The organism is Ochrobactrum sp. BTU1 (assembly GCA_018798825.1).
GTDB lineage: Bacteria > Pseudomonadota > Alphaproteobacteria > Rhizobiales > Rhizobiaceae > Brucella.
In genome coordinates, this window is record CP076356.1 from 393662 (window position 1) to 418546 (window position 24885).

The window sequence follows — 24885 nt, forward strand, 5'->3', positions numbered from 1 at the left end:
GCCGCCGCGCAGCCCTCAGAGGAATAGACACCTCGGAAACACGATCTAATGATCGCCTTCGTAAAAAATCTGATTTTTCTGATTCAGTTACTATCGCCGTGTAACGACAGTTATCCAGCCTAAACCGTTGAGCACCCTAACCGGCAAGGCTTCGGCAATGGTCGCAAGAGCCGCTTCGGCATCACGCGTATCGAAAATGGCGGTCACTGGCATATTGCCGATTTCAGAGTCGGTGAGGAAAATCCTTCCGCGACGATAACGTTCCAACTCGCTGAGTACCCGGCGCAGCGGAACATCCTCAAAGATGATCCGGTCGTTCCGCCATGCTTCCACCGTCTGCGGGTCAGCGCGATGAGGGAAAGTTGCTTCATCGCCCCCATAGCTCAGTTGCCAACCCTCATTAAGGCGCACGGGTGTACCCTGATCGAACGCCACAGAAACCGCGTGTTCGATAACTGATACTGTGACTGCTTGATCTAGCAGTTTCACGTCAAAAACAGTCCCGAGGGCGGTTATCGTGCCTCCATTGGCACTAACTACAAAGGGACGTGACGGATCGGAGGCGACCTGAAAGAATCCCTGTCCCTCATGGAGCACAAGATTGCGGGTATTCTCCGAAAAATCGACAGAAAGAGCCGAATAGCTTCCCAGCTCCACAGAGCTGCCATCGGCAAGCCTAAAGCTGCGGCGTTCGCCGACACTTGTTTGATAAGTGGCAAAACGACCGTCGCGCGACATGAGATAGGCATTTGTAATGAGAACGAGAGCTGCAATTCCGCCCAAAACCACGCCACGCCGACCCACACGTCGAGCCGATGGATGACCCGATCGACGGAACCGGTCATATTCAGGCTTAACTGTGTCAAAGCGTTGCCATAGCGTTTGCGCACGCTCATAGGCCATCCGATGTGCAGGATCAGAATCAATCCATGCCGAGAACGCACGCCGGTCATCAGCGCTGACGCTTTTATCCTGCAACAGGACAAACCATTCCAGCGCTTTCATATAAACCGGATCGGTTTCAAACTCCGTCATGCGCGCCTTGATGTCCCGCTTATTATTATTCTGAAAGCCGTCGGTCGAGTTCAGCCAAGGCTGCAACAATTTGCGTTATAACAGTATTTCGCGAAATTCCCATACGTTCGGCCACCTCGTCATAACTCAATCCTTCAATTCTGTTGAGAACAAAGGCTTCGCGTCGACGGGGCGGAAGCTGCGTAATCGAATGTAAAAGACGATGAAGCTCACTGCGATAAAGCACAGTCATTTCCGGCGAAGGTCTTGAATCAGCGAATCTCTCCGGCTCATCCACCGCGACTTCGACATCCGCCCTTCGACGGGAATCGCGTAGGTGATTAAGCGCAAGATTGCGCGCTGTCCGCTTCACATAAGCGGGACCTGGCGCCTGTGCCGTATCATCATAGCGGGAAAGGAGGTTCAGGAAAGCTTGTTGAACGACATCCTCCGCAGTGGCAGAGTTTCCAACAATACGACGCACAAAAGCCCGCAGACCGCTCTGCTCACTTTCATAGAGTTCTGTCAGATCCCACAATCGGGAAGTCATTCCTTCGCGCACTCCGTACAGGGCATAAATCGTGACATCTGCAAATTCGCAGAAGCTCTCTCACGCATTAATGGTCTGAAAAATATTGCGCAATCACAGTGATTTAGAAGAATTCCAAGCAATCAAATAAAATATGTATTGGAAACTCATCTTTTATCTTTGCAAAACAGAGGCTTCTGCAAGACGAGGTCGCTGCTCTCATTATTTGCAACAAGAATATAAGCCGAAGCCTTTGTCGCACTGATGTACCTAAAATATCACATTCACGCTCAGCCTGTCCAAGATAGAGTGGCGATGAAGCTCATCAACCCGGATCTGATTGAAATCGTCACCGACATAAATGCGTATCGGTGCTTGCGTGTACGCCGCTTTAAACCTCCTTTTCGGTGTTTTGCTTGTCATTCACACGCTTCTTAAAGCGGTTGTGCCGCTTCATTGCAGCCAATGTCTGTAAAATGGTGAATGGAAACTCTTCGATTTTATGCGCAATCGTTGATTTCCCCAGGCTTAGTACGCTTCTGCAAATTATGGTCTTTTAAAAAGAATTAGTATCGTGAAAGCAAGCAGACCTAAGCCAACGCTTGTCGGGACAGCACTTGGCGAAACCCATTCCAGAAGCAGGCCAGTGCCCGTTGATCCGATTGCGCTGCCGATGGAATAGGCCAGCGAGAAGCTGGCGGTTCCCGCTATCAGCATCCCGCCATCAAAACGTTCTCCCAGAATTGTGAGGGCGCAAGTGCTCAGTGCAAAGGTCGCGATGCCAATGATGGCAAATATAATCAAAATGAGGGTTTGGGACTGAAGGAATGGAATGATCAGGAATGCGATCGCGCCCAAAAGGCCACAGCTGATCGTCACACCGGCCCGCGAAGCCTTGTCTAGCAGCCACCCGACCACCGGCTGGGCAAAAGCTGTAGGAAGCGACAGCACAGTGATCGCGTAGGCTGCAAACGCTTCTGAGTGACCGACGCGAACAAAGTAGACGGCCATACCGGATATAGCAGCAATATCCGAGAAGCCGAAAGCTAACTCAATGAGTACCAGCATAGGCGCCGTGCTGATGAAGCGTAGCAAACCGCCAGCTGGCGCGCGTTCTGGTACTGTGCGCGTCCTGCCGTTAAAAACTGCGCACGCAAACCCAATCGTTGCAATATATCCAGCCACAACCGTAAAGGCCACGCCGCTGCTCGTGCCCAGAAGCGGAATGGCCAATGGGCCGGCTGCAAATCCCACACACATTCCGGCCCCGTAGAAACCGGATACCCGTCCGCGTATGGCGTCGGGGGTTGCGGTGTTAAGCCATGCTCCGCTGAGGATTGAGATCAAACTCGCACAAAAGCCAACAGTAAAACGGGCAATGAACCAGACTGACAACAAGTCAGTCATCGCGAAGGCCGCGAGACTGGCCGAGCAGCCAAATAACGCCGCGACAATCAAGCGGCTTCCTGGAACTTTCACAGTGAGCCGATCTATAATCAGAACAGAGACAATGGCACCGGCAGCGTAGGTGGCGGCATTTAGACCGATCAAACTTCCCGTCACGCCTCTTGCTTCAAGCGCAAGTGATATGAGCGGAAAGGTGAGACCCTGAGCGACTGCAAAGGCTGTTACACTCAATATGACGATCACGATAGCGGCCCAATCCGTCACCACGTTCTGGTGTGTTGAAGTTGCGACCATGGCGGCAATGTCCCTTCGCTGTCCCAGTTTACGGCAAGAATAGCGGAAAACGCACTGTCTTTCTGTCGACGATTGATCTATCTCTATCTAGATTTCGTCAAATCGACACTTGGTACCACAGCGATGCCTGACGCAATGCGACCTCGATATATTCGCGACATTGAGAGCCAGGAGGCAGGACGAGACCTCGGCTGGCATACCCACGACTTCGGGCAGTTCTTTTCTGCCATTCGTGGATCAATGTATGTTGGAACGCGCGACCGTGTTCTTCTTCTCAATCCCGCTATGGCTGTTTGGATACCGCCTCATGCTGACCATTGGCTCCGCTATGTTTCGAGCAATGAGATCATTTATGTCGACGTTAACCGGGCTGAGGCAGACAAACTCGGAACAGAGGCGCGCATCGTTCAGATGACACCGCTTCTTCAAGCCCTCATGCGCGTTATCCCAAACAGCGAGCGGTCTAGTTTCACAAAGCCACATGAGGCTGCTTTATATGACCTGCTCTGTCACGAAATATTGGCTGCCAGAGACATCCCACTTTCAATTGCAATGCCGCAGGATAAGCGCAGCACGGCACTCGCCCAGGCTGCGCTAGATGATCCGGGCTCGATTACGTCTGTTGATCAATGGCTGTCTGGTGCCTCGGCTAGCCGTAAGACAATCGAGCGGCTTTTTATAGCCGAAACCGGAATGCCGCCTTCGCGCTGGTTGAGGCAAGTCCGCATTCTTCAAGCCGTTTCCCAACTAGCCGCAGGTAAAAAAATCAGCTCGGTAGCGCTCGATCTAGGATACCAATCGCCCAGTGCTTTCACCTACATGTTTCGTAGTGCCATTGGGTTGAGCCCGCGCGCCTTCCGTCAAACAGAGAAGAGAGGCGGCAGCTAGCGTACGCAGAGAATATAGTTTCGCTGCCAGGACGTTACGACATGGCTACAGAGCAAGATGATTTGGGATCCTCAGATTGCAAGATGTCAAGGCGCGAATTCGTCGAACGGCAACTCCTATTCGGTCCAGCTTCCAAGATTTGTTCATCGCCGTCATAGTATCTAAAGCGACTGATCGCCGTTCTCGTCACTGACAGATTATAGCGGAGAGCGAGCGATCTTGCTGCTATCAAGGCATGGAGCAAAGAATGCTACCTGGCTGATCTCAGGATTGGCTTCATCCAGTCACGGGCGTTGTATTGAGAAATCAACTGATTTCAGACATTTAGCGCAAGTGCTTTTGAATTATTTATGTGCTCTGATAATGCTTCAATCGCCTTATCGGGATCTCGCGTTTCGATAGCATCGATGATGCGCAGATGTTCTTGCATGACGGGAGCGACGCGTCCCTCAATCGTATAGCGTTCTTGGTTTATCAGTCTGGTTTTAACTGAGTTTACCCGATAAGCCGTCGAGATGATATTATTGCCCATCGCGTCTATGAATGTGTTGTGCATTTTCCAGTCAATTTGCTGTGCCGCCTCTTCCTCCTCGGACGTTAGTATGCGTGACTGAGCGAGAGTCAGCATCTCTTCATGTTCTGCCCGGAGCGACTTTATGACAGCATCAGACGCATTGCGCGTAAATAGCTGCACGGCCTCTTTTTCCATGACGAGCCTGAACTGGAAAGCTTCGCGGATAAGGTTAAGGTCCACATGTGCAATCTGAATTCCACGCTGTGGCAGAGCGGTTAGAAGACCTTCTGACTCGAGGCGAGGGATAATTTCCCGGATGGGGCCGAGCGGGAGCCCAGTGCTTTCCACAAGCTGGCGCTGAGAGAGAAACTGCCCCGGCACAAACTCACGCGCCAACATCTTGTCAATAATGCTCGCATACGCAAGTTCGCGCTGTTTCGTAACCTCTTTGCCACCTGCCGTAGCCCGGCTTGTCGTCACCATGCAAGACCCTTGCGAATAATTGATTCATCACTGATTTATAGTTGAGTGTGGCCTGAGACGAAATGCAAGCTTTCCTTCTTGCCACAGCTCTCTGGACAGCAAATCAATCCCCAAACCGTGTGTGATCTAGTGGAGGATCTGACTGAGGAACAGCTTGGTGCGTTCATGCTGCGGATTGTCGAAGAACTCGGCTGGCGAATTCTGCTCAACGATCTGACCCTGATCCATAAAGATCACGCGGTTTGCGACCTGACGGGCAAAGCCCATTTCATGCGTTACGCAGATCATCGTCATGCCTTCATCTGCAAGGCTCACCATTGTATCAAGCACTTCCTTGACCATTTCCGGATCAAGTGCCGAGGTCGGCTCATCGAACAGCATGACTTTCGGGCTCATGCAAAGCGCGCGGGCAATCGCCACACGCTGCTGCTGACCGCCTGAAAGCTGGCCCGGATACTTGTTGGCCTGCTCTGGAATTTTCACGCGTGCCAGATAGTGCATCGCGATTTCTTCCGCCTGCTTCTTTGGCATTTTGCGAACCCAGATCGGTGCGAGCGTGCAGTTCTCCAAAATGGTCAGATGCGGGAAGAGGTTGAAGTGCTGGAACACCATGCCGACTTCGCGGCGCACTTCGTCGATCTTCTTGAGATCATTGGTGAGCTCAATGCCATCAACAATGATCTGGCCCTTCTGGTGCTCTTCCAGACGATTGACGCAACGGATCATGGTTGACTTGCCGGAACCCGAAGGGCCAGCAACGACGATGCGTTCGCCACGCATGACCTTCAAGTTGATGTCACGCAGAACGTGGAACTCGCCATACCACTTGTGCATGTTCTTGATCTCGATGGCCACATCGGTCTTCGAGACTTCCAGCTTTGAACGGTCGAGTTCGACACCGAGTTCGGATTGCGGGAGGGCGCTTTGTGCACTCATTTGTATTATTCCCTTTATTTTTTATCGTTTATGACCCGTGTCGAGCTTTCGTTCCATGTGCATTGAGTATCTCGACATAGCGAAGCAGAAAACCCAAAATACAAAGCCAGCGAATATTAATCCAGTCACTGGAGTGACAGGTGAAGCCCAATTTGCGTCGGAAAAATTCAGACGAACAATCCCGAGCAAGTCGAACATTGCGATAATTGTCACGAGAGAAGTATCCTTGAACAGGCCAATGAAAGTGTTAACGATGCCTGGGATCACCAGTTTCATTGCCTGCGGAAGGACGATGAGGATCATTTTCTGCCAATAGTTCAAGCCAAGCGCATCTGCGCCTTCATATTGGCCTTTCGGCATTGCTTGAAGACCACCACGTACCACTTCAGCCATGTAAGCTGAAGCGAAAAGCGAGACACCGAACAATGCGCGGATAAATTTATCGACGGTAAAACCTTGCGGGAGGAAGAGTGGCAAGACGACGCTTGCCATGAACAATACCGCCAGCAATGGTATCCCGCGCACCAGCTCGATAAACGCAGTTGAAAGAATACGGACTACAGGCAACCCGGACCTGCGGCCTAACGCAAGCAGGACACCCAGCGGCAGTGATACAGAAATGCCCACAAAGGAAAGTGTCAGCGTGACAAGCAACCCGCCCCAGAGTGAGGTTTCGACATATGGCAAGCCGAAAATACCACCAATAAGCAAGACCACTGAAACAACTGGCAATAGCAGGAACATAAGTGCTGCATTAAGCGCTTTGTGTCCGACCTTTGACCGAAGGAGCGGGATCAACAGGACTGCGAAGAGCACAAAGACTACAATCGGACGCCAGCGCTGATCCATTGGATAACGACCGAAAATAAACTGATCCATCTTTGCATTGACAAACGCCCAGCACGCGCCCGACCAACCTTCGGGCTGGATGCCACCCTGAGCAATCGTCGAACAGGCCTCGCGTCCGCTGCCTGACCATGATGCATCAATGAAAAGCCACTTTACTGCGGGCGGCAGCATCCATCCGATGAGAAGCAGAGCCATAATGGTAAAGATGCTATCTTTCAGGCTCCCAAACAACGAACGATGTATCCATCCGAGCGCACCAGTACGTATTGCTGGTGTTGGCAGGGCAGGGTGCATTTCTTTGCGGACGAAATGTGTATCGCTCATTTTACCGCTCCTTCAGCGCCACTTTTGTATTGAACCAGTTCATGAAGCCGGAAGCGGAAAGGCTTAGCGATACGAACACGATGGCCCAAATTGTAATGACTTCAATCGCCTGTCCTGTCTGGTTCATGATTGTTCCACCGATAGAGACGATATCAGCGTAGCCGACCGCAATAGCGAGTGAGGAATCCTTCATTAGGTTGAGATACTGGCTTGTGAGCGGAGGAATAATGATCCGCATTGCCTGAGGTACGACAACAAGGCGGTTGGTCAATGAGGGTGACAGTCCTAATGCATGTGCGGCTTCTGTCTGGCCACTGCTAACGCCAACGATACCGGACCTGACAATCTCGGCGATGTAGGCTGCCGTGTAAAAAGACAGTGACAAGAACAATGACAAGAACTCTGGTCCAACTGTCATGCCGCCCTGAAGACGGAAGCGTCCAAGTTCGGGAAGGTCGAAGGAAAGCGTGCCGCCACTCATGAGTAGTGTGAGTGTTGGCAACACTAGAAAAAGTCCAATTGATGTCCAAAGGACGGGCAAACGTCTGCCCGTCGCAACCTGCCTTTTGCGTGAGAAAAACCCAATTGTGATACTTGCTAGGATGGCGATGACAAAGGCTGAGAAAACCAAACTACTAGAACCACCAAAGTCAGGTTTCGGAAATGATATGCCCCGATTGTTAATGAAGATCGATAAAGGAAGTTCAATCGATTGCTTAATTTGCGGCAAGACTGAAATCACGCCAACGTACCAAAAAAAGACGATCAGAAGTGGCGGAATATTTCGGAAAATCTCGATGTAGACTGTGCACAATTTGGCGACCAGCCAATTGTTAGATAGCCGGCCAATACCAATGAGGAAACCCAGAATGGTTGCAGCGACAATTCCAGTGGCAGCCACAAGCAAAGTGTTGAGAAATCCAACAAGAAGCGCGCGCCCATAGGTAGAGTCGCTCGAAAAGGGAATTAACGCCTGTGAAATATCGAAGCCCGCGCGGCCGTCCAAGAAGCCAAAGCCTGACGCGATATTCGCACGCTGCAAGTTTGTGATTGTATTTGAGATAACCCAGTATCCAGCTGCAACAAGGCATATGAGTACAGCTATCTGAAATAGTTGCCCGCGAAACTTCGGATCGTTTATGGGACGCATTTTTTTGTCTGGACCAAGCTCTTTGGTCATGACGTTTTCAGCCATGGATGAGTTCCCTCCGAATGTCAGGCGCGTCCTGGTAGGCTTTGGTGGAAGGACCCCAAAACTATACCAAGGCAGATATAAGGAAGAGCGCATCAGCGCTCTTCCGGATATGGCGAAGGATTACTTAGCGAACAGGTGGGGCATATTGGATGCCACCCTTATTCCAAAGCTGGTTCAAACCGCGGTCGATTTTCAATGGGCTGTCTTTGCCAAGGTTTCGCTCGAAGATTTCGCCGTAATTGCCGACGCTCTTGATCGCATTTTCAGACCAGGCGTTTTCGAGGCCGAGATCCGTGCCAATCTTGTTGCCGCTTTCAACACCCAGAAAGCGCTGAATATCCGGATTCACAGATTGCTTCATTTCATCAAGATTGGCCTGTGTAATGCCAAATTCTTCAGCATTGATCAGTGCGTAGTGAACCCAGCTGACAATATCGAACCATTGATCGTCGCCGTGACGTACGACGAGGCCGAGTGGCTCTTTGGAAATGATTTCAGGCAGGACAACGTGATTGTCTGGATCTTTCAAAGTCAAGCGCAGCGAATAAAGTGCCGATTGGTCTGTAGTGTAGACATCGCAGCGGCCTGCTGCATAGGCGCCGTCAACCTCTTCCTGTTTCTCGAAGACAATTGGTTCATACGTAATCTTGTTGGCGCGGAAATAATCCGCCACGTTCATTTCTGTCGTGGTGCCGGTTTGAAGACAAACAGAAGCGCCATCCAAATCTAGAGCGGATTTGACGCCAAGGTCTTTGCGGACCATGAAGCCTTGACCATCGTAGAAATTGACGGGACGAAAGTTGAAACCAAGGGCGGTATCACGGCTGATTGTCCAGGTTGTTTCGCGTGAAAGCAGATCCACTTCTCCCGACTGGAGAGCTGGTGTGCGTTCCTTAGAGGTCAAAGGAATGTACTTCACCTTTGTCGCATCGCCCAGAACGGCCGCGGCTACGGCTTTACAATAATCGACAGAAAAACCTGACCATTCACCTTTGTCATTTGGGGCTGCGAAGCCGGCTAGCCCGCTGTTGACACCGCAATGCAAAACACCCCGTGCTTTCACATCCGATAGGGTGGATGCTGAAGACATCGATGTTGCAGATGTGGCGGCAATCATTCCCATTACAGTGCTAAGAAGAACCTTTTTCATTGTTACACCCTATTTATCTGGCTTAAAGAGCCGCTTTAAGTTGAGAAGGTCCATCAGCAGGCGGCAAAACACTGCCTGCTGAAAATTTCTAGATGTTATTTCTGGAGTTTGTTGACTGCTGCAACGACGCGTGCGCAAGCACCGAGCAGGGTTTCAGTCGCTACTGCATATGCGAAGCGAATGTGGCCTGGCATGCCGAATGCATCGCCGTGGACAACGCCAACATGTGCTTCCTCCAGAAGATATGAAGCGACATCGAGATCGCTTGCAATAACCTTGCCGTCAGTAGTTTGACGGCCGAACAAGGCCGAGCAATCTGCAAAAACATAGAACGCGCCTTCTGGAGCATCTGCTTCGAGCCCATCAGCTTGAGCAATCATGTCCATTGCAATCGCGCGGCGCTCACTCAGAATTCGGAGCCACTCGGGCATGAAGTCATGGCCACCATTAAGCGCTGCGACGGCGGCTCCCTGACTGATGGATGACGGATGTGCCGTGCTCTGGGACTGCAACATCTCCATTGCAGAAACGAGCCAGGCAGGACCGCCAGAATAGCCAAGCCGCCAGCCAGTCATGGAGAAACCCTTGGAGACCCCATTGATCGTAAGTGTGCGATCAAAAAGTGCGGGCTCTACCGCTGCGGGCGTTTCAAAGGTCCCCTGATAAACAACATGTTCATAAATGTCATCTGCCATAACAAGCACGCTAGGATGACGCAAAAGGACATCAGTCAATGCCTTGAGTTCATCCTTAGAGTAAACGGCTCCAGTCGGATTGCTTGGCGAATTTAGAATAACCCAGCGGGTATTTGGGGTGATTGCAGCTTCTAATTCTTCGGGCTGCAATATCCAGCGGTTGCTTCGCTTTGTTGCGACGGAAACTGGAACGCCGCCGGCAAGGCGGATCATATCAGGATATGAAACCCAGTAAGGTGCTGGGATAATGACTTCATCACCCGCATCCAGAGTGGCAAAGAATGCGTTGAAAATCAGCTGCTTGGCGCCAGCCCCTGCAATGACCTGGTTGGCCTCGTAACTCAGATTATTCTCAGACTTGAATTTATGGATTATCGCAGCCTTTAGGGCCGCTGTGCCGGACACGGCCGTATATTTTGTTTCGCCATTACGGATGGCTTCAACACCTGCATCGGCGATTGATTTTGGCGTGGCGAAGTCAAGCTCACCTTCGCCGAGGTTTACGACGTCGAAACCTGCTGTACGTAAGGCGCGAACTTTATTGGAAATTTCGGCTGTTGGAGACGCGCCGATAACACTCATGCGTGGTGCAAGACGTTGGATGGACATGGGATAGTCTTTCCGGGGTGTGGCAAGGATACTTGGAAATTGAGGGGGTGCCGAATAGCGGCACGCCGTTGTCAGTATGCGCGCAACTTTTGATCGTCTGACCGTGGGGAAGAGGGATTACTGATGCTTTTATATGCGTCCAACGCGCCTTTCGCCGCATCGCGAAGAAGCGCGACGTCATGCGGTCCAGCAATAATACGATATCCACGTGCGACCAGGTCTGCGACCGAGGCGCCTGCGTTAGGAACGGTCCCCATGATCTTTCCTGAACGCAAAATAGCTTCTTCGGCTCTCTTAACGAGCGCACGAACTTCGGGATCATCCGTCTGTTCCAGCTTGCCAATAGATCCGGCCAAGTCATTAACGCCAATGAAGACGCAGTCGAGACCTTCAATTGCACAGATAGCGTCAATCTGCTCGACAGCTGAGGCAGATTCAACCTGACAAATTGTTAGAAGGTTTTCGTTTGCCTGATGGATGTAATTTGGAACAAGTCCATAGGTCGATGCGCGTACGACACCTGCCGCATAGCCACGGCGTCCATGTGGTGGATAATAGCAAGCTGCGACCGCAGAACGTGCTTCCTCAACATTTTCCACGGACGGGATCATGACTGACTGAACGCCAGCGTCGAGAATACGCTTCAAATAGACATGATCGTTCCACGGAACGCGTACAATCGCGGGCGTTGGGGTTCCTGCGACGGCCCGCAACTCATCAACGATTGTTGCAGCATCACCGACGCCGTGCTCATGATCAAGAAGTAAGAAATCAAATCCGATATGACCTAAAATCTCGGCAGCTGTAACGGAGCCGCCGGCCACCCAGCAGCCGAATGCGACCTCTCCCGCCAAAAGGCGAGCTTTGAGTTGATTAGTTTTAAACATGCAGTGAGGACTCCATCAGCTCGATACGTGCCGCCGACGAGACAAGCTCCTCCACAGCCTGATCGAGCTTTTATCAAGAGCTGAAACAAAGAGTCAATATGATTGATTGGTAAAAGATACTTCACTAACATGTCAGTCACAAATAAGGTAATTTAATAGGAAATTTCCCGCGCATTAAATCATCACAATCGCAGAGCCTATGATGATCGATCTTCGTTCCATTGATATCGGTCAGGCACTCCCAGAGCGTTGACGAAGACGGTAAGAATGCAATTTGAGTGAGTCCGGGGCGCGAATTAATGGGTGTCACGCGAAACTGTCGAAGAACATCTCAGAGATTTAACTGACGTTCATATCATTCGCCTTCAGGAAGAGGTTCCAGTATCCGCGCTGAAGAGCCGTTGAGATTTCCGTACAGCGTCAAGCCACAGTCATTCTACACGCCGCACCATCTCCGCCAACCACTGCAATAACGGCGTTGTACGCGTCGATGCTGTTCGGTAACGAATGCAAGTCTCATCTTCAGAATTCCCACAGGAGCGGAAAACAGCATGACGATATGGCGGGGTGGGCACGCGTCCAATCGCAGAATTTCCGCGTCACAATTTAACAAAGGCGCTAGCACTTCGACGGCAACGGGCTCTTCACACAAACTCAACCCAACTAAGCCCATAGGGATGGTTGGGGCAGGAGAGAGCTATTGCGAGGATCGCTACAGACAAGCCGATATTCATTAGTTTCAAAAACGAAGCGAGGGAAAAGTGTTTGTTTCCATGTTCTCCCGTTTGATCGAAGGCAAACGTGTCACGCCGTTGGCAGCGGAGGACGAAGGCTTTCGGCATGATTCAATGCGGGCATGAAGCGGCCTCCGTCACTATCCACTCGATAAATTTGCGCATTTCGGGTCGTTGTGTCCGATGCTCTGCGGTCACGATGTAATAGGCAAATTCCGTGGGCCAAGGCTGATCGATTGCCACGACCAATCGACCGGCGTTTACTTCCTCCGCGGCATAAATATCGCGGATCAAGGCAATCCCTTGTCCTGATATCGCAGCTCTGATGAGCAGATAATCATCATCAAACGAAGGGCCGCGCAACATACGTTCATCAGGAGCAACGCCCAGCGCTTGAAACCACAGCTGCCAGTCGGCGCGGTCAGCATCTTGGAGAAGTGGATGAGCCAAACAATCTTCTATAGTCCGTATCTTTGGACCTGAAGCCAACAATTCAGCGCTTGCGACAGCGACCATTTTAGGGGTGATCAAATGGGCGCTGTTACAGCCGGGATAGTTCCCAAGCCCGTGCCTGATCGCGATATCAACTGGACCACGACGCAGATCAACGAGATTGGGGCTTGCTTCAATGCGCAATTCAATATCTGGATTCTTGTCTTTGAATTTTCCCAAGCGCGGTACGAGCCAAGACGCTGCGAACGAAGGAACCGTCGATATCGTGACTGACTGGGACTTGGATTTGCTCTCGAGCTGATTGAGACTGAGTTCAATCTGATCAAAGGCCAGTTGAAGGGCAGGGTAAGCACACGCACCGTCATCTGTCAGTTCAACGCCGTAACGTGTGCGGGAAAATAGGCTTTTTCCGGTACGCTGTTCCAACAGGCGCAATTGTTGGCTGACAGCGCCCGCAGTAACGCCCATAGCCTCTGCTGCCCGTTTAAGGCTCCTATGGCGGGCGGTCTCTGTAAATGCCCGCAATGCCAGAAGCGGTAGCACTCGTCCCATCACTTCCTCTTATCTTTCAAGTCTGATCGGGTCATCTAAAGGAGCCCCGCTAGGCCTGATTGCTAACACTGAAACCTTAAAACCAGAACAGATATTTTTCGTCTAAGAATATAGGCAATCTAAATTATGATTGAGAATTGATCGTTTCTCAAACCCAGCCTCTCCTTTTAACTGTTCCGTACCGAATGCCCCACTCGTCCCAGGACAGGTTGAAGAAAGGACGCCATAAATTGTCAGATTTGAAAGCGAAGCACTTCGAAAGAAGACGGGATGATTGACCTCTATACAGATGCATCGCCCAATGGGTTCAAAATCACTATCGCGCTTGAAGAGCTTGACCTTGCTTATCAAACCCATCACGTGAAAATTGAAAATGCGGATAATCGCACGCTCGAGTTCCTGGAGCTCAATCCTCATGGGCGCATTCCGGTCATCGTCGACAACGATGCCGGCATAACACTGTTTGAATCAGCAGCAATTCTTCTCTATCTCGCAAAAAAAGCCGGGAGACTTTTGCCCGTCGATTCCGGTGATCGCTGGAAAGCAATCCAGTGGCTACAGTTCCATGCATCGAGCGTGGGACCAATCCTCGGGCAGCGTGTTCATTTTGAGATGTTTGCTCCCCAGTCTTTCCCGGCTGCAATCGAGCGCTACCAAGTTTTAACTGAGGAAGCCTTTTCAACTTTGGACCGCCATTTGAGCCGCAATCAATGGTTCGCCGGAGACGAGTATTCCATCGCAGATATCGCCAACTTTGGTTGGACACATATTGCAATGATCTGCGGATTTGACTTGTCGAATTTCAGCAATCTCTCAGCCTGGCATTACAGAATGGCAGAAAGAGATGCTGTTAAGCGCGGCGTGCTTATCCCTGTCCCTGCTACTGGCCCTTAAAAATAGTCTGGAAATTCCTATGCATCTCTCGTCTAATCATAATCAGAAACAGGCTCAATCCTTATCGGGGGTATCCTCCGACGCCTTTGAAAACCATCCCGGTTACAGACGAATGTTTGCACCAGACAAACTCACCCTCGGTGTTTTTCTGCCGTTGCGGTTCTATCAGGGCAGTCTCGACGTGTTGCAGGATCAGTCGCGGGTGGTGCAAAACATCGACAGACTTGGGTTCGCTGCCATATGGGTCCGCGATGTTCCACTTTTTGACCCGGCATTCGGAGATGCGGGACAAGTATTTGATCCCTTTACATATCTCGCCTATCTCGCAGCAAAAACTAAGAATATCACTCTGGCGACGGGTAGCGCCATATTTACATTGCGCCATCCTATCGATCTGGCAAAAGCTGCATCGACTATTGATAATCTTTCTGGCGGGCGTCTTGTGATGGGTATAGCATCAGGCGATCGCCCCAGCGAATTCCCAGCTTACGGGATCGATATGGATCAACGTGGCGCTCGCTTTAAAGAAGCAGTTTCGTTTTTTCGTCAGCTTACCGTTTCACAACGACCGGAAATTTCTTCAATACTTGGTAATGTGAACGGGGTTGAATTCCTGCCCCAACCGACAGTGGGGCGTATTCCGCTGATTATAACAGGCTCGAGCCGACAGACACCCGAATGGGTTGCACACAATGCGGATGGATGGCTCACTTATCCGCAATCTACTCACACAGCGGATGGACCCAGAAGACTCGCACAAAACATCGCAGCGTGGCGAGCAAAGATTCCTGATGGAGGGTTTCGCCCTCACATGACAAATGAATGGATCGATCTCGTTGATGATCCAGATTTCCCCCGAACGCCGTTACAAGGTGGGTATGTTCTGAGGACTGGTCGCAAAGCTCTCGTCTCTCTGCTTGAAGAATGGCGGGAGGCTGGTGTCAATCATGCTGCTTTGGGAATTCAGTTCGCACAGCGCCCTCCATCTGAGATTATCGAGGAGCTTGCTCAGGAAGTTCTACCACTCTTCCCGGCACTAAGTGGGTCAGAGTCTTTAAAAGTGCAGTACTGAACCCGGTTTCTGTCACTTTGCATCTGCCATCCCCTCTCCACCAATGACCCTCAATTAATCGCGGTGAGAGCGGGATTGCAGTTTGATTGCCAATTTGTCCGCGGCGTGGGTCGTACCAAGCGCAGAGAGCTGCATAAGGCTCAGATGCGAAAGCGACAGCCGGTTGATGGTATGTTCGCGCCCGTTTTCAAGCAAGTCTTGCAGATCCGGCCGTGATCACGACCGCGGTTCGGGCGCAACGATTGCGATTTTTTCCCATGCTTCCGCCACAGCATTAGGGGTCGAAGCTCGGATACCACACAGGTCACGCGGGTAGTCGACGCTGTCGGCTTCCACCGCACGAGTGGCATGAAACTGACCGTTTGCAGCACGCAATATCCATCCCCCTTCTTTGCACTCGGGAGAAGCAAGAAAAGCTACACCTGGAGCGACGGTTTCCGGCTTTAGCTCGTCCGGTTCGCCTTCAACGCCCCACATCCGTGTCTTAGCAACGGGAGAAACAGCATTGACGACGATGCCGTGTGCCGCTCCCTCGTGGGCGAGTACATTCGTGATGCCCACGGCGGCCATCTTGGCTGCGGCGTAAGCGATCAGCCCTTTTTGAACGTATTGTGGATAAAGCGCGCGGCAGGAGGTTGTAAGGACGATCCGTCCATATCCAGCCTTACTCATTATAGGCCATGCTGCTTGAGCGATCCAAAGTGGTGCTTTCGCGGCGATAGTCATCATGCGGTCAAATGAAGCTTCCTCAAGTTCCTCAACCGGTTCGTAGTCTACCCAACCAGCGTTGTGGATGACCGCATCAAGACGTCCATTTACGTTCAGACAAGCCTCAATAAGGCTATGGCAGCAATCGCGAGTGTCGATTGGAGTGTGGAAGGGTTGCGCCATGATCCCATCACTTGAAAGGCTTGAGGCAGCGTTCTCCGCAATCGCGGGGTCCATTCCGGTTCCATCGCGTCTCGCGCCGACGTCGTGCACGAGGATCGTCGCGCCGAGATGACCGATGGCGCGTGCATAGGCGAGCCCCAAGCCACGGCCCGCTCCCGTTATAAGCACAGTACGTCCGCGAAAATCTAACTTCTTCATGATTTTTTCCTTCATTGCATGCAGGATGGTCGAAATATTATGATACGTCCAATATTGAAAAAATTAGGTTTTGATATGTTTGATATATCGAACGGGAAAGCTTCACCAAAACGCGGCATGATCGACCTGCGAAAAATGGAGCAATTCGTGGCAGTCGCGGAGGAGGGGCACTTCCACCGTGCGGCCTCACGACTTGGCATGTCTCAACCGCCGTTAACAGTTGCCATTCGACGGTTGGAGGAAGAGCTAGGTGTCGACCTGATCGATAGGGCCCCCAATCGGATCATCGGGCTTACCGCCGCAGGTCACGCGTTTCTGCGCGAAGCGCGCGAGACCCTTCGTCAGGCACACTTCGCGATCCGCACAGCGCGGGAAACTGCAGCGGGTTTCTCAGGCATTGTCAGACTGGGGTATGTTGGCAGCGCGCTCTACGGACGGCTCCCCGACACGGTAAAGGCGTTCCGCCACGCAAGGCCGGACGTGCGATTGGAATTGCGCGAAGCAACAACGGCAATGCAAATTGTTGGCCTGCGCGACGGGGCACTCGATGCCGCTATCGTCATTCCTCCCCTTGGAGATGCTGACGGTATCGCTCAACATGTCTTCGATCATGACCGGCTTTGCATAGCCTTGCCGTTCGATCATCCCTTGTCTCAGAGCACGGGGCTAGTCCTCGCTGACCTTTCGGACAGCAAGTTTATTTTGTGGCCTATGCTTGAAGGACGTGGGTTTCACCTTAAGGTGGTGCGGTTGTGTGCGGATGCCGGCTTTGTTCCGCAAATCGCCCAGGAAGCGCACGGGATGCACGCCGTTTTATCGCTCGTTGCTGTGGGAGCAGGAATTTCCATTGTTCCCGCCAGCATGGCGAGCTTCCGCCCTGATCGCATTGCGTATCATGAAATCGCCGACCCACAAGCCGCGTTCGAGCTGTGTTTGATGGTTTGCGAGCCAACACCCGCCACCACGGCATTTGTCAAAATTGCCACAGACTCGACAGGGCGTTTCAGTTCTTAGATCGACTAGCGCCTGAACAACTGTGGAGTGGAGGAAATATACCCAAGTTTAAAAGGGGTGGGGAAAGCAGTCGCAACACCCGCGATTGTGGTTTCAGCCTAAATCGCTCTGTAATTGACCCAACCCGATGCGTTCAGTGGTGCTTGAAGCCACGAAGAAACGCGATTTGCAGCACTTTGGCTCCGCATACGCCCGCAACAAATAAGTTGCTCCTTTTTTCGACAGAGATTGCAATTTTTATCTGATAAATCCGTGTTCAACCATTTCGCATCTCGATAATCCTTGTCGGCTGGGTAACGGTAGCGGGCACAATGCCGGTGCGATAGGCATTAAAGCAACGCAGTCTGTTTTTCATTTTCGTTTGGCGTATATAAATGTAAAGATCACATATTATAAAGTTTAGAATTGACGGAATGGAATTAAACAAGTAAATAAGAAATGTATTTGGATATATTTCTTGCATTGCGCACTCGATTATTTTTCGCTTAAAACTTATAATATTAGAATATATATCCTGAATTAGCACCACGCCTTTAAATGACCTTAATTTTTTTCTTGCATTATATATCGAAATGCCCGACTGTAGGCCGTCGGCAATAGATTTTTTAAACGGGTCGTCGACGGGGCAAAGTGTCCATGCCCGCAATGTGAAAGGAGGACGCTATGTCTTCCAGTATCCATCTTGTAAATTTCCATATCAGCAACAGAATCCTCAATCAGATGATGGCCAAAGCAGGTTACGTGACGGCTAGAATGAAGCCACTACCCGGCCCACTCTTTCATCAATCGAATTTAGTGTTACATCACTTCATGTCGGGCGTGATGCGAGACCATCGGGTTGAAAGCGCGCCATTCCCAGAAGCGACTGCTGCTTACGGAACGCCCTAATTCATCAACTGCGCTTCTCCAGCGCCGTTGACCCCACCCACCTCATCGCTAAAAAACGTTTAAGTAATTCTTTCAGGTCATTCTCTTTCAAAATAAAATCAATAAAAGGTTTTGTTTTTCGAGATAAAACTTGACTAATAGAACGCTGAGAATATAGTACGAGTATAGTTTTCGCGCATTTATTAATGCGCTGTGAACGAATAGCATTCTTATAGATTGTATAAACTCACGCCAAGCATCAGAGCGTCGCAATTTATATTTGAGCATATTGGTTTTTCATAAAAACGAAGCGGCTAAGCGGTTCAATACCCTTGCCTTTCTATTCGATGACCGCAGCGTGGACGCCGATGGTATCCCGTCAGCAGTTCGTCGGTCTGCCTCTGTGGCGCGTCGTATGGACTATCAATTGATCTGTAACATGAGACAAAGATGGCTGGCCGGGAACTTTAGCCTGTCAGTTTATCCGGGCATGGACGGCGCGCGGACGCTTTTTCGAGCGACGATGCGTGTTCGAACTCTTCATCATAGCCGCTTGAAGATAAAGATTTTACAGGAAGGTTCCTATGGTAAATCCAACAAGTCATGCATATACACCTGTCGCACAGGCTGAACTAAGCGGTGCGTCGACTAAAAAGCCACAGCAGTTGCCAATTACGCCGATAATCCAGCAACGTCGATCAAACGAATGGTCAATGCTCTCAAATGTCCTGAGACGGAGCGGCGGCGGATGTTCGAAAAGTCGTGCTCGATAGGCTCAAATCAAGCTTGGTTTGAGTCTGTGAGTAGACAAAGGAGTAGCGATGATGCCAGAACTAACTAAAGATAATCTCTTCAAGCCGCAGCCTGCGTTGAGTACTTCTCAGAGATTGCGCATGAACCATCCAGCATGGAAGATCCTCGATGACGAGAAATCAGCGGTTAAACTAAAGACGGATCGTTTGAGAGCGGCACGCGTAGCACGTGACGATATTAATGACCGCTAGGTCAATTGATTTTCTTTAAGCTGTGGTGCGAGAGAAAACGATCGCCCACGCCTTGCGCTTGTTTTTAAAGAAACTGCCGCGAGAAGAGCTACTTTGGAAACTCTACCCAAGGTCGGCTATGAAAAGCCGATAGACAAATGGTTTCGACAAAGAGAATGCCGCACCCGCGCCCCAATAACACGCCAGTAACAAGGCTTGACGCGCAAAATTGAACGCTTAGCTTAGACTCAAGCCCTTCTGCGGATGATTACGTCATTCTAGTGCAGGACATCTCGGCGATTTGCGCTGAGCTTCTTAAAATTAACAACGTGGATATCGATCGCAATTTCTTCGCCATGGATGCAGACTCCTGGACCCTCGTCGAGGTTCAGACGCGCTTAGCAGAGAGGCTTCATCTACCGATCAAATGGAGAGACATACTTCGATGCAGAAGTGTCTCATCGCTTGCGTATTATCTCTGTTCTCGTCATCACAAAATGACGCCTACTGGCTCGAACATCTGTCTGGCGGATTTTGCTATTGCAAAGTTGGGTCACAAAAAAGCCAGCAACCAACCAAAACTTGTAATTGGTGGCGGTTTTCAGGACAATTATTCGCTGCTCCATCTCGAAAGTTTGCTCTTAAGCGACAGTCCATCATTCTCGTCGATACACCGCGCACAAGCGCTGACGATATTCCAGAAGATGAGGGCTTCGCATTTCTGGCAGCCTGCATCTCTAAGATATCTAAGATCTCGAAGGCAGAAGATCTGACGAGCATAGATCTGACCGGTATATCCTAGGGTGGTTTAGTGCGACTGAGTTTGCGTATCAATGGCCAGAGAGAATTGAGCAGATGGTGCTAGTTGGTGCATCCGAAACCCAGAATGCGACAGCCAGGCAGCGATTAGACTATGCCCTTGATCTGCTTAGACGAGGCGAGAAAAATGCAGCCGTGATGGGAATCCTCATAAAACGAAGCTGGATGGCGGACACACTGATTGGTTCATAGCAATATTGGAGCAGAAGGAAAATAAGGTTAACTTAGAACCGCGCGGCACCCATGCATGAAAGACCCCCGTGACCCACTGCTTTCAGCGTAAAGCGATGCTTGGCTAAGGAGGCCGGCCGAGTCTAGGAAATGATATTTGAAGGATACGCATTCAGCGTGGAGTATGGCCGTTCGGCCCACTTGACCGTCGAATAAGTCTCGCAAGTCAGACGGCATTCAACGTGAGTATTGTCACTTGGCAACAAAACTGGCTGGCCGACATCTGCGGTGCCTTGCGATTAAATCGTAATCATCGTGGCTGGTAAGGGGGGTATATTGGTGAGTATCACAGACCAAGTCGGCTGATTGTCACAGTTATTGGTAGGGCGTTTCTTATTTGAAAAACCTTGCCTTCATTGGAGAGAACGAGAGGCAGTCACTCGGCAAATAGCGTGGAAGTCCGAGTGACTGCCCTTTTTTCTTTAATTATCAAGTCATAAAATCTGATTTGAATATTTATAAGGCCTCGCTAATGCGGTGGATGAAAAATAATAGTTTAATATAAAAACACATTACTATTTAAGATTAACTAATGATACCCCAATATATTGCCCCAAATTTACTTATCAATCTCAATAAAATCGCAAACCTGCACGCACCACTTCTATTCTATATGGCTGCAGTCCGCTACTGATACGAGAAATTCTCAACCCGTTTGGTGATGGGGATTGAGCTTGAAAATTCAGTAAAATCATTGAGTGACGATTGCGCCCTCGACGGAAATTGCGAGGTTCTCAATCAGACGATACGCTTCCTGATTACATTGAACTCTTATCCGGAGACGACGATTGCAGGCCGGTCTCACCGGGTTCAGTGGCCGTTCCGGGCGCTGCCTCAATTCTCGTCAATCTAAAGAAAAGCCTGCGTTGATTGCGGGTCCGTTTGATATCGATTGCGGTTCGCTACAATCAAGTGCCGGTTGCGGGAGCGACCACGCTCACTTTACGCCAAGTTCCGCTATGTTGTTCTCCACAGCTGCAATGTTTAGTTCCAGCTCAGCAATTTGTCTGAGCGCATTATTGCTGGGCAAGCTGTCATTCTCAGCTGCAATTTCCAGAAGCCGCCGCTGCTCGGCCTTCAAGTTTTTTGAAAGCTGCTTAAAGCGTTGCACAAGCTTTTTGTCGTCAGTTGAAGTCAACGGATTGTCCTTTTTGTCATTTTGTTATTGCATTATCTAGCAAATAGGCACAGAAAAACATAGCACTGATCGCTCATCTAATTGTTAAAAGCCTCAGGTGTGCCGAAAGCTGTCAGACGGACAAATATCAACAGTGACTGAAATTCTTAATTTGTGCGGGTTCTGTGCAAGCAGCCATTTTCAGCGCATAACGTTCACTTCGAAATCGAAGTGAAAGCGCTTCATAAGGAAAACAGACCAACTTTGGGTTTTCCGAGCTAATCGTGGCTACAATTTTTAAAAGTATCCCTCGATTACATCCTTCTCAACTAGACAAAATTTCGAGCGTAAGGATTACAGGGATCGTTGGAGGGTTCATTGAATCATACCTCAATCATCAATCAACGCTGTTTCGCACCTAAGCCAGACCAGCTCGCTCCTCCGAAGCTATGGGCTTTGGTTTAATACCCGCCTGGGCCAACGTGCGGTCAAGTAATTGCTCGTAAAGCGGTCGTCCACCCATGAACTGTGCAGTAAGGTTAGCCGCCAAGCAAGTCAAAATTAGCGGTATTGTAAGACCATAAGAAGAAGTGAGTTCTAGCGTCAAAACAACTCCCACGATAGGTGCGCGTACGGAAGCTGTAAAAAGGCCACCCATAGCAGCGATCGCGAAGGCAAGAGGGATATTCTCAGCATTCAGAACGAGCATTTCAATCAGACCACCGAAAGCCAAACCAATGCAGGTTGCAAGTGCAAGTATGGGAGCAAAGATACCCCCAGGAACGCCACTGGCATAGCTGCCAACCATCGTTAAGAAACGTAAGCAAGCAAGTCCCAGAAGCAGCAGTAAGCCCGGGTTTCCATTGGTGAGTTGCCGAATGATCAGGTCGCCGCCTGTGACTGAGAGAGGCATGAGGATAAACAGCACACCAATGCCCAGACCAATCAGTGCAGGAAAAAGATAGGGTACCCGCGAATGCAACCGGGCTGCGATACCACCTGTCCAAAGGATGCTTCTATTCAATCCAACACCAATGAAACCAAGCAGGCACCCCAGAACAAAAAAGCCTGGGAGCAGGTGCAATGACACGTCAATTTTGGGCATTGAAAGGTCAGGGGCCGTGCCGCCGATGATCTGAGCCATGATCGTTGAGAGTAATGCGGCTGCTATAACGCCCATATAGGTGCGGAACGTGTAGGGGAATTGGCGGTGCGTTTCTTCAATGACGAACAGAACGGCTGCAAGCGGCGCATTGAAAGCGCATGCAAGGCCAGCCGCAGCACCTGCGGCCAGCAGCCCTCGGCGCTCAGGGACGCTGTTTCTGAAAAAATCATTGAGAGCAGCACCCAGCGAAGCGCCAATATGGATTGTAGGGCCTTCACGACCGAGTACCAGACCCGATGAGATCGATAAGATGCCCATACTGAACTTCACAGGGAGAATTCGCCGCCAATGAACGACCCGCAGGCCTTCCATTGCGCCTTCGATCTCTTGAACGCCACTGCCGCCCGCTTCTGGTGCAATACGTCTGACGATATAGGCGGCAAATACCGTACACAGCATCGTAATCAGTGCAACGCTGATCAGCAGCTTAGGACCACTGATATACTCACTGACCATATGAGGCCAAGCAATCAGAATATTGATGATAAGATGAAAGTAAGATCCCACGATCCCGGTGAGAATGCCTGTCAAACAAGCCAGTGCGATGAACCTTGCCTGAGCGGAACGGCTTCCGGCATTTCCCAGCAGAAGAACTGGATCAGAAATCTTCGTTAGAGAACCCGCATTCTCAGTAATACCATTTGTGGATTCTTCTGTCTTCACCACCACCCTTTACCCCATTTTCTATATCGAGAAACAGCAAACCCTCGTTTGATGTCGAGCACAATGGTTTGTCATTTATCCCTGATGGACAGAAACATTCAAGCCACGAAAGCCTCTGCAAGTGTATGTCAAATTGCTGCCTGCAGGCTACATTTCCGGAGAACCAAAGCACTACAAAAAAGCATAAGGCACCGAATAGCATAGAACTGTCCGAATATGTCAAAAACCCTTTGTGGGTTCTGACTTCGATGCGGTGGATGCGATGGCTGAGAGCATAACAGTCCGCTGAGCAAATTGATAAAGACAGTCTGCCAAAAACGGTCAATCCAATGCCCTTCATCTCGGTATTCACGGATCTGTCGTGCTCACTTCGATCTGTGGATGCGTGTCCCTTGAGGAGGGCTGCATGTAAAGCGTTTCACTTGAGAAAGCGAAGTCGGCACCATTTGAATGGACGATTTCGATAATTTTGAGGTAGATTTCCTGTTGTGCAGCCAGCCATTCTGCCCAAACGGTCGTTTTTGTGAAGCAATAGACCATTATATTGAGCGACGAGTCACCAAAGGCGTCAAAATAAACCAACAACGTCTGTTTTTGATCAATATCTTTGTTGCCTTTCAGCATATTGCGAATGCTCTCAACTACAACTGAGATTTTATCTGCATCCTCATAGCGCAGACCAATTGTCGTTGTGATGCGTCTGTTCGTCATACGTCCAGGATTGACCACACTGATCGTGGAAAACACCGCATTCGGAACATAAAGCGGGCGTTTATCAAACGTCATGATCTTCGTTATCCGCCAACCAATTTCGACCACTGTGCCTTCAATGTTCCGATCGGGTGAGCTGATCCAGTCACCGATACTGAAAGGACGGTCGAAATAAAGCATGACGCCGGAGAAAAGATTGCTCAGCATATCCTTTCCCGCCACGCCGATAGCGATGCCGCCGATGCCACCGAAAGCGAGCAGTCCTGAAAGCCCAATACCAAAATGCTCGCCGAAAAGGAGCAGGATGATCAGAAATATAGTCAGCTTCAAAATTCGCGCAACCATACGTGCCGAAGTCACGTCATTGCCCCGATTGATCTGGCTGTGTGTCAGGCGGTTGATCAGCTGGAAGAGTTGTTGCATGGCAAGAAGCGCCATTACAAAACTAGTGGCAGTTTTGATCATATCAGGTGTAATGTCGGTGATATGATAATCCTTGAGCAACATATAGGCGGCTTGTCGGATCGTCAGGATCGCGCCGAACATCATCGCAATGAACACAAGATGGATAGATATGCTGTGTGACCATCCGCGCCTACGGCGCATCAGGAACCATGCCGCAAAGGCAGCGAGAGAAAATAAAATCGTGACACCAGCAGCTACCCAGTATTTCGACATCTAATCCCTGTAGCTAGAGTTTGAAACCAACAAACGCTTCGGGGTTTTGCTTCTGTTATTTCCAAACGA

The 24885-nt window shown here is 50.3% G+C and carries 21 protein-coding genes; 6 read left to right on the forward strand and 15 right to left on the reverse strand.

Translation table 11 applies throughout. The features are described 5' to 3' along the window. Positions 1-90: 90 nt before the first annotated feature. From KMS41_21000 to KMS41_21010, 3 genes are all read right to left on the reverse strand, one after another. Entirely contained in the window at positions 91-1035 is a 945-nt protein-coding gene (locus KMS41_21000; GenBank protein ID QWK81041.1) for a FecR family protein, read from the reverse strand. 25 nt (positions 1036-1060) lie between these two features. Beyond that, a complete protein-coding gene (locus KMS41_21005) occupies positions 1061-1564 on the reverse strand; it encodes a sigma-70 family RNA polymerase sigma factor (GenBank protein ID QWK81042.1) in 504 nt (167 codons plus the stop codon). 525 nt (positions 1565-2089) lie between these two features. After that, entirely contained in the window at positions 2090-3244 is a 1155-nt protein-coding gene (locus KMS41_21010) for an MFS transporter (GenBank protein QWK81043.1), read from the reverse strand. A gap of 123 nt (positions 3245-3367) precedes the next feature. Here KMS41_21010 and KMS41_21015 point away from each other — a divergent pair, with 123 nt between their 5' ends. After that, positions 3368-4132 carry an AraC family transcriptional regulator gene (locus KMS41_21015; protein QWK81044.1) on the forward strand — a complete coding sequence of 255 codons (765 nt, stop codon included), beginning with the start codon at positions 3368-3370 and terminating at the stop codon, positions 4130-4132. A 316-nt stretch (positions 4133-4448) separates the two neighbouring features. Here the strand turns inward: KMS41_21015 and KMS41_21020 are convergent, their stop codons facing one another. From KMS41_21020 to gcvA, 8 genes are all read right to left on the reverse strand, one after another. Then, a complete protein-coding gene (locus tag KMS41_21020) occupies positions 4449-5129 on the reverse strand; it encodes a GntR family transcriptional regulator (protein ID QWK81045.1) in 681 nt (226 codons plus the stop codon). A 126-nt stretch (positions 5130-5255) separates the two neighbouring features. Continuing rightward, on the reverse strand, positions 5256-6065 hold the full coding sequence (locus KMS41_21025) for an amino acid ABC transporter ATP-binding protein (GenBank protein QWK81046.1): 810 nt from the start codon (positions 6063-6065) through the stop codon (positions 5256-5258). A 21-nt stretch (positions 6066-6086) separates the two neighbouring features. Beyond that, positions 6087-7238, reverse strand: coding sequence for an amino acid ABC transporter permease (locus KMS41_21030; protein QWK81047.1), 1152 nt, complete (start codon positions 7236-7238; stop codon positions 6087-6089). Position 7239: 1 nt separating this feature from the next. After that, the gene (locus tag KMS41_21035; protein ID QWK81048.1) at positions 7240-8433 is read right to left on the reverse strand and encodes an amino acid ABC transporter permease; all 1194 of its coding nucleotides are present in this window, start codon (positions 8431-8433) and stop codon (positions 7240-7242) included. A gap of 124 nt (positions 8434-8557) precedes the next feature. Further along, positions 8558-9583, reverse strand: a complete 1026-nt coding sequence (locus KMS41_21040) for an amino acid ABC transporter substrate-binding protein (protein QWK81049.1) — start codon at positions 9581-9583, stop codon at positions 8558-8560. Positions 9584-9678: 95 nt separating this feature from the next. Continuing rightward, entirely contained in the window at positions 9679-10860 is a 1182-nt protein-coding gene (locus KMS41_21045; GenBank protein QWK81143.1) for a pyridoxal phosphate-dependent aminotransferase, read from the reverse strand. A gap of 98 nt (positions 10861-10958) precedes the next feature. Then, positions 10959-11774: a 4-hydroxy-2-oxovalerate aldolase gene (locus KMS41_21050; protein QWK81050.1), complete on the reverse strand. Its 816-nt coding sequence runs from the start codon at positions 11772-11774 to the stop codon at positions 10959-10961. 845 nt (positions 11775-12619) lie between these two features. Beyond that, on the reverse strand, positions 12620-13513 hold the full coding sequence (gene gcvA / locus KMS41_21055) for a transcriptional regulator GcvA (protein QWK81051.1): 894 nt from the start codon (positions 13511-13513) through the stop codon (positions 12620-12622). A 270-nt stretch (positions 13514-13783) separates the two neighbouring features. Here gcvA and KMS41_21060 point away from each other — a divergent pair, with 270 nt between their 5' ends. Beyond that, positions 13784-14407: a glutathione S-transferase N-terminal domain-containing protein gene (locus tag KMS41_21060; protein QWK81052.1), complete on the forward strand. Its 624-nt coding sequence runs from the start codon at positions 13784-13786 to the stop codon at positions 14405-14407. A 19-nt stretch (positions 14408-14426) separates the two neighbouring features. Beyond that, complete coding sequence (locus tag KMS41_21065; GenBank protein QWK81053.1) at positions 14427-15479, forward strand: LLM class oxidoreductase; 1053 nt, start codon at positions 14427-14429, stop codon at positions 15477-15479. A 216-nt stretch (positions 15480-15695) separates the two neighbouring features. Here KMS41_21065 and KMS41_21070 read toward each other — a convergent pair whose 3' ends face one another. Further along, the gene (locus KMS41_21070) at positions 15696-16568 is read right to left on the reverse strand and encodes an SDR family NAD(P)-dependent oxidoreductase (GenBank protein QWK81054.1); all 873 of its coding nucleotides are present in this window, start codon (positions 16566-16568) and stop codon (positions 15696-15698) included. A 75-nt stretch (positions 16569-16643) separates the two neighbouring features. Here KMS41_21070 and KMS41_21075 point away from each other — a divergent pair, with 75 nt between their 5' ends. The 3 genes from KMS41_21075 (at position 16644) to KMS41_21085 (ending at position 20205) form a co-directional block, all read left to right on the forward strand. Continuing rightward, entirely contained in the window at positions 16644-17582 is a 939-nt protein-coding gene (locus KMS41_21075) for a LysR family transcriptional regulator (protein ID QWK81055.1), read from the forward strand. Between the two features lie 663 nt (positions 17583-18245). Beyond that, the gene (locus tag KMS41_21080) at positions 18246-18470 is read left to right on the forward strand and encodes a hypothetical protein (protein QWK81056.1); all 225 of its coding nucleotides are present in this window, start codon (positions 18246-18248) and stop codon (positions 18468-18470) included. Positions 18471-19713: 1243 nt separating this feature from the next. Beyond that, complete coding sequence (locus KMS41_21085; GenBank protein QWK81057.1) at positions 19714-20205, forward strand: acyl carrier protein; 492 nt, start codon at positions 19714-19716, stop codon at positions 20203-20205. Between the two features lie 1214 nt (positions 20206-21419). On the opposite strand, the gene KMS41_21090 is transcribed toward KMS41_21085, so the two are convergent. The 3 genes from KMS41_21090 to KMS41_21100 form a co-directional block, all read right to left on the reverse strand. Then, the gene (locus KMS41_21090; protein QWK81201.1) at positions 21420-21620 is read right to left on the reverse strand and encodes a hypothetical protein; all 201 of its coding nucleotides are present in this window, start codon (positions 21618-21620) and stop codon (positions 21420-21422) included. Positions 21621-22017: 397 nt separating this feature from the next. Then, positions 22018-23349, reverse strand: coding sequence for a H(+)/Cl(-) exchange transporter ClcA (clcA, locus tag KMS41_21095; GenBank protein QWK81144.1), 1332 nt, complete (start codon positions 23347-23349; stop codon positions 22018-22020). 426 nt (positions 23350-23775) lie between these two features. Further along, the gene (locus KMS41_21100; protein QWK81058.1) at positions 23776-24816 is read right to left on the reverse strand and encodes a mechanosensitive ion channel family protein; all 1041 of its coding nucleotides are present in this window, start codon (positions 24814-24816) and stop codon (positions 23776-23778) included. Between the last annotated feature and the right edge of the window lie 69 nt (positions 24817-24885).

Coding starts and splice junctions, on each gene's coding strand:
- KMS41_21035 (QWK81048.1), bottom strand. CDS start 8,433: ATGGCTGAAAACGTCATGACCAAAGAGCTTGGTCCAGACAAAAAAATG.
- KMS41_21030 (QWK81047.1), bottom strand. CDS start 7,238: ATGAGCGATACACATTTCGTCCGCAAAGAAATGCACCCTGCCCTGCCA.
- KMS41_21060 (QWK81052.1), top strand. CDS start 13,784: ATGATTGACCTCTATACAGATGCATCGCCCAATGGGTTCAAAATCACT.
- KMS41_21015 (QWK81044.1), top strand. CDS start 3,368: ATGCCTGACGCAATGCGACCTCGATATATTCGCGACATTGAGAGCCAG.
- KMS41_21020 (QWK81045.1), bottom strand. CDS start 5,129: ATGGTGACGACAAGCCGGGCTACGGCAGGTGGCAAAGAGGTTACGAAA.
- KMS41_21010 (QWK81043.1), bottom strand. CDS start 3,244: ATGGTCGCAACTTCAACACACCAGAACGTGGTGACGGATTGGGCCGCT.
- KMS41_21040 (QWK81049.1), bottom strand. CDS start 9,583: ATGAAAAAGGTTCTTCTTAGCACTGTAATGGGAATGATTGCCGCCACA.
- KMS41_21075 (QWK81055.1), top strand. CDS start 16,644: ATGTTTGATATATCGAACGGGAAAGCTTCACCAAAACGCGGCATGATC.
- KMS41_21005 (QWK81042.1), bottom strand. CDS start 1,564: ATGACTTCCCGATTGTGGGATCTGACAGAACTCTATGAAAGTGAGCAG.
- KMS41_21100 (QWK81058.1), bottom strand. CDS start 24,816: ATGTCGAAATACTGGGTAGCTGCTGGTGTCACGATTTTATTTTCTCTC.
- KMS41_21000 (QWK81041.1), bottom strand. CDS start 1,035: ATGACGGAGTTTGAAACCGATCCGGTTTATATGAAAGCGCTGGAATGG.
- KMS41_21025 (QWK81046.1), bottom strand. CDS start 6,065: ATGAGTGCACAAAGCGCCCTCCCGCAATCCGAACTCGGTGTCGAACTC.
- KMS41_21045 (QWK81143.1), bottom strand. CDS start 10,860: ATGAGTGTTATCGGCGCGTCTCCAACAGCCGAAATTTCCAATAAAGTT.
- gcvA (QWK81051.1), bottom strand. CDS start 13,513: ATGGGACGAGTGCTACCGCTTCTGGCATTGCGGGCATTTACAGAGACC.
- KMS41_21065 (QWK81053.1), top strand. CDS start 14,427: ATGCATCTCTCGTCTAATCATAATCAGAAACAGGCTCAATCCTTATCG.
- KMS41_21050 (QWK81050.1), bottom strand. CDS start 11,774: ATGTTTAAAACTAATCAACTCAAAGCTCGCCTTTTGGCGGGAGAGGTC.
- KMS41_21070 (QWK81054.1), bottom strand. CDS start 16,568: ATGAAGAAGTTAGATTTTCGCGGACGTACTGTGCTTATAACGGGAGCG.
- KMS41_21080 (QWK81056.1), top strand. CDS start 18,246: ATGTCTTCCAGTATCCATCTTGTAAATTTCCATATCAGCAACAGAATC.